The sequence below is a fragment of the Pseudomonas sp. R2-60-08W genome (assembly GCF_003852335.1).
Taxonomy (GTDB): domain Bacteria; phylum Pseudomonadota; class Gammaproteobacteria; order Pseudomonadales; family Pseudomonadaceae; genus Aquipseudomonas.
In genome coordinates, this window is sequence record NZ_CP027731.1 from 2,483,854 (window position 1) to 2,496,601 (window position 12,748).

Annotated in this window: 11 protein-coding genes; 5 read left to right on the forward strand and 6 right to left on the reverse strand. The window is 63.2% G+C overall.

What is annotated here, in order from left to right:
- Positions 1 to 2 precede the first annotated feature (2 nt).
- Positions 3 to 971: an L-arabinose ABC transporter permease AraH gene (gene araH / locus C4J90_RS11390; protein WP_124362476.1), complete on the forward strand. Its 969-nt coding sequence runs from the start codon at positions 3 to 5 to the stop codon at positions 969 to 971.
- Between the two features lie 127 nt (positions 972 to 1,098).
- Here the strand turns inward: araH and C4J90_RS11395 are convergent, their stop codons facing one another.
- On the reverse strand, positions 1,099 to 2,247 hold the full coding sequence (locus C4J90_RS11395) for an aldose epimerase family protein (RefSeq protein ID WP_124362477.1): 1,149 nt from the start codon (positions 2,245 to 2,247) through the stop codon (positions 1,099 to 1,101).
- Between the two features lie 138 nt (positions 2,248 to 2,385).
- Between C4J90_RS11395 and C4J90_RS11400 the strand changes: the two genes are divergently transcribed.
- Positions 2,386 to 3,153: an SDR family NAD(P)-dependent oxidoreductase gene (locus C4J90_RS11400; RefSeq protein WP_124362478.1), complete on the forward strand. Its 768-nt coding sequence runs from the start codon at positions 2,386 to 2,388 to the stop codon at positions 3,151 to 3,153.
- 170 nt (positions 3,154 to 3,323) lie between these two features.
- On the opposite strand, the gene C4J90_RS11405 is transcribed toward C4J90_RS11400, so the two are convergent.
- Positions 3,324 to 4,274, reverse strand: coding sequence for an AraC family transcriptional regulator (locus C4J90_RS11405; RefSeq protein WP_124414456.1), 951 nt, complete (start codon positions 4,272 to 4,274; stop codon positions 3,324 to 3,326).
- Between the two features lie 101 nt (positions 4,275 to 4,375).
- Here C4J90_RS11405 and C4J90_RS11410 point away from each other — a divergent pair, with 101 nt between their 5' ends.
- Complete coding sequence (locus C4J90_RS11410) at positions 4,376 to 5,602, forward strand: MFS transporter (RefSeq protein WP_124419789.1); 1,227 nt, start codon at positions 4,376 to 4,378, stop codon at positions 5,600 to 5,602.
- A gap of 45 nt (positions 5,603 to 5,647) precedes the next feature.
- On the forward strand, positions 5,648 to 6,475 hold the full coding sequence (gene yghU, locus C4J90_RS11415; protein WP_124414458.1) for a glutathione-dependent disulfide-bond oxidoreductase: 828 nt from the start codon (positions 5,648 to 5,650) through the stop codon (positions 6,473 to 6,475).
- A 52-nt stretch (positions 6,476 to 6,527) separates the two neighbouring features.
- Here yghU and C4J90_RS11420 read toward each other — a convergent pair whose 3' ends face one another.
- From C4J90_RS11420 to C4J90_RS11430, 3 genes are read right to left on the reverse strand one after another with little or no spacing between them, the layout of a single operon-like run.
- Positions 6,528 to 7,454, reverse strand: coding sequence for a sugar ABC transporter substrate-binding protein (locus C4J90_RS11420; protein WP_124419790.1), 927 nt, complete (start codon positions 7,452 to 7,454; stop codon positions 6,528 to 6,530).
- Positions 7,455 to 7,472: 18 nt separating this feature from the next.
- Positions 7,473 to 8,252: a TIM barrel protein gene (locus tag C4J90_RS11425; RefSeq protein WP_124419791.1), complete on the reverse strand. Its 780-nt coding sequence runs from the start codon at positions 8,250 to 8,252 to the stop codon at positions 7,473 to 7,475.
- Positions 8,249 to 9,253: a Gfo/Idh/MocA family oxidoreductase gene (locus C4J90_RS11430; RefSeq protein ID WP_124419792.1), complete on the reverse strand. Its 1,005-nt coding sequence runs from the start codon at positions 9,251 to 9,253 to the stop codon at positions 8,249 to 8,251. The genes C4J90_RS11425 and C4J90_RS11430 overlap by 4 nt, the downstream gene beginning before the upstream one ends.
- 183 nt (positions 9,254 to 9,436) lie before the next feature.
- Between C4J90_RS11430 and C4J90_RS11435 the strand changes: the two genes are divergently transcribed.
- Positions 9,437 to 11,410, forward strand: coding sequence for a sigma-54-dependent Fis family transcriptional regulator (locus C4J90_RS11435; protein ID WP_124419793.1), 1,974 nt, complete (start codon positions 9,437 to 9,439; stop codon positions 11,408 to 11,410).
- A gap of 195 nt (positions 11,411 to 11,605) precedes the next feature.
- Here the strand turns inward: C4J90_RS11435 and C4J90_RS11440 are convergent, their stop codons facing one another.
- A complete protein-coding gene (locus C4J90_RS11440; RefSeq protein ID WP_124419794.1) occupies positions 11,606 to 12,655 on the reverse strand; it encodes a LacI family DNA-binding transcriptional regulator in 1,050 nt (349 codons plus the stop codon).
- Positions 12,656 to 12,748: the final 93 nt, after the last annotated feature.

Consider the following 12,748-nt stretch of genomic DNA (forward strand, 5'->3'; position numbering starts at 1 on the left):
CCATGACCACTCAAAACAACGCGCTGCCCTCGGCACGCAAACCCCTCGACCTGCGCGCCTTGCTCGACAACTGGGCCATGCTGCTGGCGGCGGTGGGCATCTTTGTCCTGTGTGCCTTGCTGATCGATAACTTCCTCTCGCCGCTGAACATGCGCGGGCTGGGCCTGGCGATTTCCACGGTGGGGATTGCGGCGTGCACCATGCTGTTCTGCCTGGCCTCCGGGCATTTCGACTTGTCGGTGGGTTCGGTGATTGCCTGCGCCGGCGTGGTGGCGGCGATTGTGATGCGCGACACCGACAGCGTGATGCTCGGCATCGGCGCGGCGCTGCTGATGGGCCTGATGGTGGGGTTGATCAACGGTATCGTGATCGCCAAGCTGCGGGTCAACGCGCTGATCACCACCCTGGCAACCATGCAGATCGTGCGCGGCCTGGCCTATATCTTCGCCGACGGCAAAGCGGTGGGCGTGTCCCAGGATCAGTTCTTCGTGTTCGGCAACGGCCAGCTGTTGGGCGTGCCGGTGCCGATCCTGATCACCATCGTGTGCTTCCTGTTCTTTGGCTGGTTGCTCAACTACACCACCTACGGGCGCAACACCATGGCCATCGGCGGCAACCCGGAAGCGGCGTTGCTGGCGGGGGTCAATGTGGATCGCACCAAGATCCTGATCTTCGCCGTGCACGGCTTGATCGGCGCGTTGGCCGGGGTGATCCTGGCCTCGCGCATGACCTCCGGCCAACCGATGATCGGCCAGGGCTTCGAGCTGACGGTGATTTCCGCCTGTGTGCTGGGCGGTGTGTCGTTGAGTGGCGGTATCGGCATGATCCGCCATGTGATCGCGGGGGTATTGATCCTGGCGATTATCGAAAATGCGATGAACCTGAAGAACATCGATACCTTCTACCAGTACGTGATTCGCGGCTCGATCCTGCTGTTGGCCGTCGTCATCGACCGCATGAAACAACGCTGAACTTGATCGTTCCCACGCTCTGCGTGGGAATGCACCCCGGGACGCTCTGCGTCCACTTCTGAATCGGGACGCGGAGCGTCCCAGGTGGCATTCCCACGCGGAGCGTGGGAACGATCAATGTAGGGTTTTAGTTGGCGGTGAACTTGAAGATGGTGTTCTGGGTGTAGGTCTGCCCAGGGTTCAAGCGGGTCGAGGCAAACTTGGGCTGGTTAGGCGCATCCGGAAAGTGCTGGGTCTCCAAGGTAAACCCACTCCAGTGCTGGTAGGTCTTGCCAGCCTTGCCCTTCACCGAACCATCCAGGAAGTTACTGGTGTAGAACTGCACGCCCGGTTCGCTGGTATAGAGCTGCAAACGCCGCCCCGACTCAGGATCATGCACCTCGGCCGCCAGTTGCTTCACGTCGCCTTTGGTGTCCAGTGCCCAGTTGAAGTCGAACCCACCCTGTTTCGGTTCGGCGAACTTGAGCTGCGGATGATCCTCCTTGATGTGCTGGCCGATGGCGGTAGGCTTGAGGAAATCCATCGGCGTGCCCTTGACCGGCGCCAGTTCGCCGGTGGGAATCAGGGTGGCGTTCACCGGTGTGTAATGGCTGGCGTGCAAGGTGGCGACCTGCTTGAGAATATCGCCATTACCCGCGCCAGCCAGGTTGAAGTAGCTGTGGTTGGTGAGGTTGAGCACGGTCGGTTTGTCAGTGGTGGCCTTGTAGTCGATGTGCAGTTCGTTCTTGTCGTTGAGGCGATAAGTGACTTCGGTTTTCAGGTTGCCGGGGAAACCCATTTCACCGTCCTTGGACAGGTAGGTGAGGGTGACCCCGACCGAATCCTTGTCCTTGACCGGCTTGGCTTGCCACACCTGCTTGTCGAAGCCCTGGGCGCCGCCATGCAGCGAGTTGGGGCCGTCGTTGAGCGGCACCTGGTAGCGTTTGCCGTCGAGTTCGAACGCACCGCCGGCCAGGCGATTGCCGAAGCGGCCGATGGTCGCGCCGAAAAATGCGGTACCGCCTTGATAGCCTTGTACGTCGTCAAAGCCCAGCACCACGTCGTCGACCTTGCCGTGTTTGTCCGGCACCTTCAGCGATTGCAGCACACCGCCGTAGGTAATCACCGTGGCTTGCATGCCATGGCTATTGCGCAACACGTATTGTTCGACGGCGGTGCCGTCGTTGGTTTTGCCGAAGGGTTTGTGTTCGCTGGTCAGGCCTGCGGCCTGGGCGCCGCCGCTGGCGATCAACATGGACATCGCCAGGCCGGACAGCAGGTATCGAGGGTGCTTCATGGTCGAACTTCCTTTTGTTGTTTTTGGATTGAATAGTTCTACTAATGTGCGATATTTCATGATTGAGACAGCGAATTTATAGCCTTTAACGCCGATTTCGTAAAATAAAATAAGACTAATTGATCGAGGCATCACGTTATGAGTACTCAGCAGGCCCTGTATCCCGACCTCAAGGGCAAGACCGTATTGATCTCCGGCGGGGCTTCCGGGATTGGCGAGTTCATGGTGCGGGCGTTCGCCGCCCAGGGCGCCAAGGTGGCGTTCGTGGACCGCGCCCAAAGCCAGGGCGAACGCCTGGCTGCGCTGTTGAACTCCAACGGGCATAGCGTTGAGTTCGAATGCTGCGATATCACCGACGAGATCGGCTATCGCGCGGCGATCGGGCGCTTCGAACATTCCCTCGGCCCGATCACGGTGCTGGTCAACAACGCGGCGAACGACGTACGCCATACCCTGGAAGAAATCGACTCGGAAATGTTCGACCGGCTGATTGCGGTCAACCTCAAGCACGCCTTCTTTGCCGCCAAGGCCGTGGTACCAATGATGAAACAGGCCGGTGGCGGCTCGATCATCAACCTGGGCTCGGTCGGCTGGATGATGGCCTCCGCCGGCTACCCGGTGTACGCCGCCAGCAAGGCCGCCGCCCACGGCATGACCCGTGGCCTGGCGCGGGAGTTAGGCCCCCACCACATCCGCGTCAATACCCTGGTGCCAGGCTGGGTGATGACGGAAAAACAACTGGCCATGTGGGTGGACGATGCGGCCCGTGAGCTGATCGCCCGCAGCCAGTGCCTGCCGGGCAGCGTGATGCCCGAGCATATCGCCAATATGGCGCTGTTTTTGGCTTCCGATGCCTCGGCGATGTGTTCGGCGCAGAACTTTATCGTGGATGGCGGTTGGGTCTAGGCCAGGCGCCACTGTTCAACTGTGGGAGGGGGCTTGCTCCCGATAGCGGTGGGTCAGTCAAGGATGCATTGACTGACATGCCCTCATCGGGAGCAAGCCCCCTCCCACATTTGAACAGTGGTGTTTATTCGATCGGGTCAGGCTTTGAAGGCCGCGTGCCGCGCGAGGCTTCATGCCGAACGCCTGGCAGCCCCCGGCGGCTGCCCGGTGATGCGTTTGAAGGCACGGCTGAATGCCGCCTGGGAGGTGTAGCCCAGGCGTTGCGCCACCGTTTCGATGGGCATGCGTTCCAGGGTCAGCCATTGGCTGGCCAGGCGCATGCGCAGTTCCGTGGCATAGCGCAGTGGCGGTATGCCGAGGACGGCCTGGAAGCGGTCAGCGAACACCGAGCGCGAGGTATGACACTGGGCGGCCAGCTCCGCCACGCTCCAGTCGTGGCCCGGCTGCTGGTGCAAGGCGAGCAGGGCGCTGGCCAGGCGCGGGTCGCGCAACGCGGCCACCAGGCCCGAGGCGTTGCCACAGGCGCACTCGACCCAGCCGCGTACGATCATCGCCGCCACGACATCGGCGAGGCGCGCAAGAATACCGGCAAAGCCTACGCGCGCCGTGGACATTTCGCGTTCCATTACCGCCAGGATCGGCATCAGTCCCGGGTAACGCTGGCCGCCGGCATCGATCAGCATCAGGGCCGGCATCAGGTTGCCGAGCCCCTGGAGGCTGCCGAGCTCAAACTCCATGCACGCACTGAACAACACCAGGCTGGGGACGGTATCGGGTGATGCATCCACGGCGCATACGGTATCTCCCAACGGTGCGCTGTCGAAATGGTCGATGTCCTGCACGACGGCATCCGCTGCGGATAACAGCGCGTGCGCGCCGCCGTGGGAGATGAACACCGCATTGCCGGCCGACAGTGCGAAAAGGCTGCCGTCCTCAGTGCGCAGCGTGGCGCGGCCGGCCGCGATAAAGTGGAAATAGGCGTGGCCCGGCCGGGCGCCAAAGCCCATGCCGAAGGTGGGCCCGGCCTGGATGCGCCGGTACTGCACACCGCGCAGGCGCATGCCGCGCAGCAACTCGTTGATCAGCTCTGAAGAAGCGGTGAATGCGTCCACTGAAGTCATACTCGGGGTTTCGGTTAAAAACTCAAGGCTTTGTATCATAGATCATCCTGGCCGGCCTACCTAGACTGAGCGCCTCGCTAATGACTTGAGGAAGACCTGCGATGACTGATTGTGCAGCCCATGCGCCTGCGGGCGTTGTGACAGAGCCGGCCTGGCTGGCGGTATTTTCCCTGGCGATGGGGGTATTCGGCTTGCTCACGGCGGAGTACTTGCCGGCCAGCCTGTTGACACCGATGGCCCTGGACCTGGGCGTTACAGAGGCGCTGGCCGGGCAAGCCGTCACAGTGACGGCGGTGGTGGCGCTGTTTGCCGGTCTGCTGGTGCCGGGGCTGACCCGTGGTATCGACCGGCGCGTCGTGCTGCTGGGGTTTTCCACGCTGATGATCGCCTCCAACCTGCTGGTGGCATTGTCCTCCAGCCTGACGGTGCTGTTGTTGATGCGCATCCTGCTGGGCATCGCCCTCGGCGGTTTCTGGAGCATGGCGGCTGCAGTGGCGATGCGCCTGGTGCCGGCGGCGTCCTTGCCCCGTGCGCTGTCGATCATTTTCAGCGGAATCGCCCTAGGCACCGTGGTCGCCGTGCCGCTGGGCAGCTATATGGGGGGCCTGTACGGCTGGCGCAGTGCGTTTATTGCGGCGGCCGCCGTCGGCCTGCTGACCCTGGCGTTCCAGGCCTTCACGCTGCCGCGCATGGCACCCCATGGCACCGCGCGCCTGCGCACCGTGCTGGACGTACTGCTGCGCCCCGGCATCGCCATCGGCATGTTTGGCTGCGTACTGGTGCACACCGCACATTTCGCACTGTTCACCTACATCCGGCCGTTCCTGGAAAGCACCACCGGGGTCGACACCGAGGGGCTGGCGTTGATGCTGCTGGGTTTTGGCGTGGCGAATTTCGCCGGCACGCTGCTCGCCGGGTGGCTGCTGGTGCGCCGCCCACGCACAACACTGGTGTTAATGCCGGTGTTGGTGGGAATTGCGGCACTGGCCCTGGTCTGGTTGCCGGCGTCACTGCCGGGCCAGGCGATGCTGCTGGCGCTATGGGGCATGGCATTTGGCGGCGTGCCCGTGGCGTGGTCGAACTGGGTCGCGCGTGCGGTGCCGGACCAGGCGGAAAGTGCCGGAGGCATGGTCGTCGCGTCGGTGCAGTCGGCCATCGCGGCGGGCGCTGCCGGTGGCGGGCTGATGTTCAGCTTCAGTGGCATTGGTGGGGTGTTTATCGGTGCGGGTGTGTTGATGTTGCTCGCGGCCTTGCTCATCGCCCTGCGTGTGCAGGTGCCTGGGCAAGACGGGGACGCCAGTGTGACGCGCCACGCATCTTTGGTTTAGTCTAAAACCCTTTGTTGATCGCAAGCGCCCCTAGGAGCACCGAGCATGGCTGACTACGTACCCCCCAAGGTCTGGACCTGGGACACCGAAAGCGGCGGCACCTTCGCCAGCATCAACCGGCCCATCGCCGGCGCCACCCATGAAAAAGCGCTGCCGGTCGGCAAGCACCCGTTGCAGCTGTATTCCCTGGCCACGCCCAATGGGCAGAAGGTCACGATCCTGCTCGAAGAGCTGCTGGCGCTCGGGCACACCGGTGCCGAATACGACGCCTGGCTGATCAAGATCGGTGACGGCGACCAGTTCGGCAGCGGTTTCGTGGCGGTGAACCCGAACTCGAAGATCCCGGCGTTAATGGATCACAGCGGCGCTGCGCCGATTCGCGTGTTCGAGTCGGGCGCGATCCTGCAGTACCTGGCCGAGAAGTTCGGCGCGTTTTTGCCCACCGAACCTGCCGCCCGTGCCGAATGCCTGTCGTGGCTGTTCTGGCAGATGGGCAGCGCACCGTATCTGGGCGGCGGCTTCGGGCATTTCTACGCGTATGCGCCGAGCAAGATGGAATACCCGATCAATCGTTTCGCCATGGAGGCCAAGCGCCAGCTGGATGTGCTGGACAAGCGCCTGGCGGTGAGCGAATACATTGCCGGGGACGCCTACACCATCGCCGACATCGCCATCTGGCCCTGGTACGGCGGGTTGGTCAAAGGGCGGTTGTATGGGGCGGCGGAGTTTCTCTCGGTGCATGAATACAAGCACGTCATGCGCTGGGCGGATGCGATCGATGCACGGCCGGCGGTGCAGCGCGGGCGGCGGGTGAATCGGGTGTCCGGCGATGATCAGTTGGCCGAGCGCCATAGTGCGAGCGACTTGGACTGAAAGTGTGGGAGGGGGCTTGCTCCCTCCCACATTTGGATCTTCTTGGCTTCAATTATTTGTAGCGCTGTTCGAACACCGCTACCTGTTCGGGTTTTATGAGTTCGAAGGGCACCCACACCTCTGACTCGATTGGCTCGCCCTTGATCATCCGCACCGCCGCTTGTACCGCTTGAGTCGCCTGGGCTTTGGGGTCCTGGAACACTGAGGCGGTGAGCACGCCGCGCCTGATCGCCGCCAAGCCATCGGGCAGGCCATCGATGCCGACAATCGCCACGTTGCCCTTGGCCTTGCCGGCCTGCTGCAACGCCATGGCCGCGCCAATCGCCATTTCATCGTTGTTGGCCACAATCGCATCGAACTGCGTGCCCGCCAGCAGCCAGTTGCTGGTCAGGTCCATGGCCTTGCTGCGTTGCCATTCGGCACTTTGCTGCTCGACGATCTTGATCCCGGGAAAGTCCTTGAGCACCTGCTTGGCGCCCTCAGTGCGATCATGGGTAGCGTTTTGCGCCAGGTCGCCCATGATGATCGCCACGTTGCCCTTGCCGCCGAGTTTTTCCGCGAGGTAGCGCATTTGCAGTTGCCCGGCTTCGATGTCGTTGGACGCCACGGTCACGACCCCCTTGGGCAGCGTGCGTTGGTCCGGATGGCGGTTGACGTACACCAATGGCTTATTGGCGGCCACGGCGGCGCGGGTCATGTTGGCGGTGGCGGCAGTGTCCACCGGCAGCACGATGACCGCGTCGACGTTCTGGTTGAGGAACCCTTCGACCTGGTTGAGCTGACGCACCACGTCGCCCTGGGCGTCCTCGAACTGGATCTGCACGTCCTGTTGTTTGGCGGCCGTTTCAAGGCCGGTGCGCACATAGGTCATGAAGTTATCGTCGACCCGCGCGATGCTCACGCCGATGCGATACGCGGCGAAGGTCCATTGGCTGAACAGCAGCAACAGGGTGGCAACGATCAATGAATAGCGATGCATGAGGTGTTCCTCTTGTTGTTATAGGGTGAAGGCTTGGCGAAAACGCTCCAGGGCGGCTTCGCTGTCGCCGCTGGCCCAGGCTTCCAGGCCGACCACGCCGCTGTAGCCGATGGCCTGCAGCGCCCTGGCAATCGCCGGGTAGTGGATTTCGCCGGTGCCAGGCTCCTGGCGCCCGGGCACGTCCGCCACCTGGATTTCGCCGATGGCGCTGCCCGCGCGCTGGATCAATTCGATCAGGTTTCCTTCGCCGATCTGCGCGTGGTAAAGGTCCAGGTTCATTTTCAAATGCGGGCTGCCCACGGCCTCGATCAGCGCCAGGGTGTCGTCGGCGCGGGCGAATGGCGTGCCGGGGTGGTCGACCTCGGTGTTGAGGTTTTCCAGCAGGAACACGCGGCCGGCGTCTTGCCCCAGGCGAGCGATTTTCTCCAGCGTCTTGCAGGCGCTCAGCCACATGCGCCCGGTGGTCCGGCTGACGGGTTGCACCGGCAGGCCGCCGTCACCCAGGCCGGTGCCGTGCAAATTGAGGCTGGGGCACTTGAGGCGCTCGGCAACGCTTAAGGATTCGCGGGCGCTGTCGAGCAAGTGGCGGATACCGTCGGGGTCGGTGAGCGTGCCGCTGATGTAGCCGGTCATGGAGGTGAAGTCCGCGCCCGTCGCAGCCAGGGCGTTGATGTCCTTATCGGTCCAGTTCCAGATTTCGGCGCTGAAACCCAGGGCATGAATCCGTTTGACCCGCTCGACGAAGGGCAGGTCAAGGAACACCATCTCGGCACTCACCGCCAGCGTGAACGGGCTCATAGGCTCACCGCCGTGCCTTGCTCATAGGATTGGATACACGCGCGGGCAATCGCCAGGGCGGCGCGGGCATCTTCCCCGCTGGCCAGGGGCTTGGCGCCGCTTTGCAGGCAGTCGACGAAGTGGTTGAGCTCGGCAATGTAGGCATCGCGCAACAGGTCGGTGTCCAGGCGCTGGGTGTCGGCCTGGATGCCTTGGGCCTGGTAGCGCACCAGGTCGCAGGCCTGCACGCCGCCCATGGTCAGCATGCCGGCGCTGCCGAACACTTCACCGCGCACGTCATAGCCATACACCGCCTGGAAGCTGGCTTCGGCAGTGGCAATCGCGCCGTTATCGAAACGGATCGTGACCACGGCGGTGTCGAGCAAACCCTGGCTTTTGTAGTCCGGGGCGATCAGGGCGTCGGCCATCACCTGCACTTGCACCGCTTCGGCGCCGGGGTTGAGGTAGCGCAGGGTGTCGAAGTCGTGGATCAGGGTTTCCAGGAAAATCACCCATTGCGGTGAGGCGCCAGGGTTGTTCAGCGCCGGGTCGCGGGTCAGGGAGCGCAGCAACTGCGGAGTGCCGATTCGGCCTGCGGCGACGTCGAGGTGGGCGGCGCGAAAGCTGTTGGCGAAGCGCCGGTTGAAGCCGACTTGCAGTGGCACTCGGGCATCGGCCGCAGCGGCGATGGCGCGGTCGGCTTCATCGAGGGTGATCGCCATGGGTTTCTCGCAAAAGATGCCCTTGCCGGCACGGGCGGCGCTGATCACCAGTTCGGCATGGCTGCGAGCGGGGGCGGCGATGAGTACGCCGTCGATATCCGGGTCGTCGAGCAGTTGCTGCGGGTCGGTGTAAACCTTGGCTACACCCAGCTCTGCCGCCAGACGTGCGGCTTGCCCTGGCGTAGGGTCGGCGATGGCGGCGAGGCAAGCGCCGGGAATGTGCCGGGCGGCGGTCAGGCCGTGGAAGCTGCCCATGCGGCCGGCGCCGATCAAGCCCAGGCGGATGTTTTTTGTATTCATGTATGACCCCTTTTTATTGTTGGCCTCAGGACGGTCCTGGCGGGTAAAGGGGTAAGAGCAAGGGCTGTGCCAAAATCCAAGTGACTGATATTTAACGGTTATAAATAAACACCAAAAAAATAGTGTTCATTTAAATGACATGTCTATGCTGACATGTTGAAAACATGAACATGGACACCGCTTATGAGCATGGCGATCAGTGCGCAAGACCTCGATTACCTGACGGCGCTGGGCCCCGCGGCGCTGAATGACGGCCCGGTTGCAGCCTTGGAGCAGGCGTGGCAGGCCTGCCTGAGCGGCCAGCTGCAGCGCCCGCCCGAGGTGCGTCAGACGATCTGGGATTCCTGGCGGCGCAGCGTCGAGGCCGGCATCGATCCGGCAGACAACGCTTACCGTTTCGTCGCCGCCGACACACTGGCGGCCACCCTGGCCAGCCACCGCGTGCTGATCGTCGCCGCCGCGCAAGTCATGCACGGATTACTGGCGTACAACCCGCGCGGTCATATCAACCTTACCGACGCTGACGGCACCACTTTGTATTTCTGTGGGTTGGACATCACCCCCGTGGGCAGTCGCCTGCTCGAATCGGTGCAGGGCACCAACTGCACCGGCCTGGCGCTGGCCGAAGATCATCTGGTGTATGTGCTGGCCGAAGAAAACTTCGCCGTCGGCCTGCGTCAACGCCGCATGCACTGCGCCGCCGCGCCGATAAAGAATGCCCAGGGCCAGACCCTGGCCATGCTGACGCTGACGGCCGAGCCCGGCTGGTTTCACTTCCATACCCTGGGCACCGTCCAGGCGGCCGCCGAGGCCGTGTCGCGGCAGATGGCGCTGCAAGCGTTGCTGCAAGAGCAGCAAACCGTGCTTGAAGTGCTTAACGAAGGCTTGGTGGTGCTGGATGAACGCGGGTGCATCAAGGCGATCAATCGCTACGCGCGGCAACTGTTCAACGTGGGCCTGGAGCTGCTCGGCAGCCCCTTCAATCGGCTCGCTCGCAGCGAGCTGAGCGACGCCATGCTGCTGCGCGGCGGCGAAAACCTGCGCGATCTGGACTGCACCTTTCACTTGCACGACCGCAGCCAGCTCGCCTGCCTGGTCTCGGTGTGCCCGCTGGAGCAGGGTGGGGTGATCGTGTCGGTGCGTGAAAACCGCCGCATCCGCGAAATCACCCGGCGCATTGTCGGCACCCAGGCCCGCTACACCTTTGAAACCATCCAGGGCACCTCGCGCGCGATCCAGGACGCGCTGCACCTGGGACGCATCGCCAGTCGCAGTGATTCCACCACCTTGATCCTCGGCGAAAGCGGCACCGGCAAAGAGTTATTTGCCCAGGCCATTCATAACGCCAGCGAGCGTTGCACTGGCCCCTTCGTCGCAGTCAACTGCGGCGCGATCCCACGGGACCTGGTGCAAAGTGAATTGTTCGGCCATACCGAAGGCGCCTTCACCGGCTCGGCACGCGGCGGTTCGGCGGGCAAGTTTGAACTGGCCGATGGCGGGACTATTTTCCTCGATGAGATCGGCGACATGGCCTTCGACGCCCAAGTCAGCCTGTTGCGCGTGTTGCAGGAAGGCGAGGTGACCCGCGTGGGCGCGAAGACCTCACGGCCAGTGGATGTGCGCATCATTGCGGCGACCCACCGCAATCTCAGCCAGGCGGTGGCCGAGGGGGCGTTCCGCGAAGACCTTTACTACCGCCTCAACGTGCTGAATATCACCGTGCCGCCCCTGCGTATGCGCCGTGACGATATTCCCTTACTGGCGCGGCATTTCCTGCAGCGTTGCGCGCGTTCGTTGCGCAAATCGCTGCAAGGATTCTCGCCGGATGCGCTGGCGTTGCTGTCGGCCCATGGCTGGCCGGGCAACGTGCGCGAGCTGGAAAACGCGATTGAGCGGGCGACCAACCTGGCGATGGGCGAGTGGATCGAGCCTGGCGATTTACCCTTGGAGGCCAGGCCGCGCGCCCCGGCCAGCCCATATGCCGCGCCACCTACGCTAGACCTGAGCAGCCATGAAATGCACGCTATCGTCACTGCGCTGACGGACACTGGCGGCAATATCCGCCTGGCTGCCCGGCAGTTGAACGTGTCCCGGGGCGGGCTGTACAACAAGATGAATCGGTTCGGGTTGAATGCCGGGGATTTTCGCGGCCGGTGAACGGTTACCGATGCGGGAGGGCGATGAAGCGCACGCCGCCCTCTGTAGGAGCGAGCTTGCTCGCGAAAAACGCCCAGGCAACGCGTTTATTCTGGATAAACGCGGGGGGCCTGAATTTTTCGCGAGCAAGGGCTAGCCGCCCGCCTCGCTCCTACAAAAAGCTCTGACTGACTGGCATCAGGGCAAGCCCCCTCTTCAGGTGCCCATGTTTTCCGAGGTGACAATGTGCGGCGCAATATGCACCCGATGCCGCGCCGGATCGAACGCCTCGTCGCTCTGCAGCGCCACCAGCAAGTCTACCAGCGCCACCGCCGTCTGCTGCGGCTGCGAATCCATCACCACATCGATCAATCCTCGGCTCAACGCCTGGCGCGACAACTCGGTGGACTCCTGCAAAATGCAGCACAACGCCGGGCGCTTGGGCAGTTGCGCCAGGGCGTTGATCACGCCGTCACCGCCGCCGCCCACCACGCACAGCCCGCGCAAGTCGGCGTGGCGGCTGAGCAGGTCGAGGGTGGCTTCTTCGGTGATGTCGCAGTTGTCCAGATTGATCAGGGGTTCCAAGGGTTTGAGCCCCGGTGCGTGTTCGGCCAGGTAGCTGTGCAAGCCTTCGACCCGCGCCTGGTGGCCGAGAAAACGGTGGCCCCCCAGCAAGATGCCCACGCTGCCTTTACGCGCACCGCAGGTACGCGCCAACAGCCAGCCCATGGTGCGGCCGACGACGTGATTATCCTGGCCCACATAAGGTTCGGCCGCGCGTTCGTGGATGTCCGAGAGCAGCGCCACCACCGGCACCCCGGCTGCGCGGATCTGCGCCAGGCACGCATTGATCAACGGGTGGGCGAAGCTGACCACCGCCAGCGCGTCGCACTGCACGGCCAGTTGCTCGATCTGCGCGACGATGGCGCTGGGTGTGCGGTCAACGATGTACTCGAACTGGCAGCTCAGGTTGGCGCTGGCGTGCTGCTGCGCCGCCGCGCTGATCGACTGGGCCAGGTTGGCATAGAACGCCTGGGCGGTACCAAGCAGGAGAATGCCGAAACGGTAGGTCGGACGCCGTTCGCGAATACGCTGGCCGATCAGTCGCGCGGCGAAATAACCGACCGCTTCGGCAGCCTGGAACACCTGTTCGGCGGTGTCCGGATTGACCGGTGCGCGAGCGTTCAATACACGGTCGACGGTGGCCACACTGAGGCCCGCGTGGGCGGCAACCGTGGCGATGGTCGGGCGTTTATGGGTATTCATGGCGAGCCCCTTGAGCGTCTTGATAGAAAACTATCAAGCCCCGCTGGGCCTGGATGATAGCTTGATAGGGAATGGATTCAAGCCCTTGAGGCT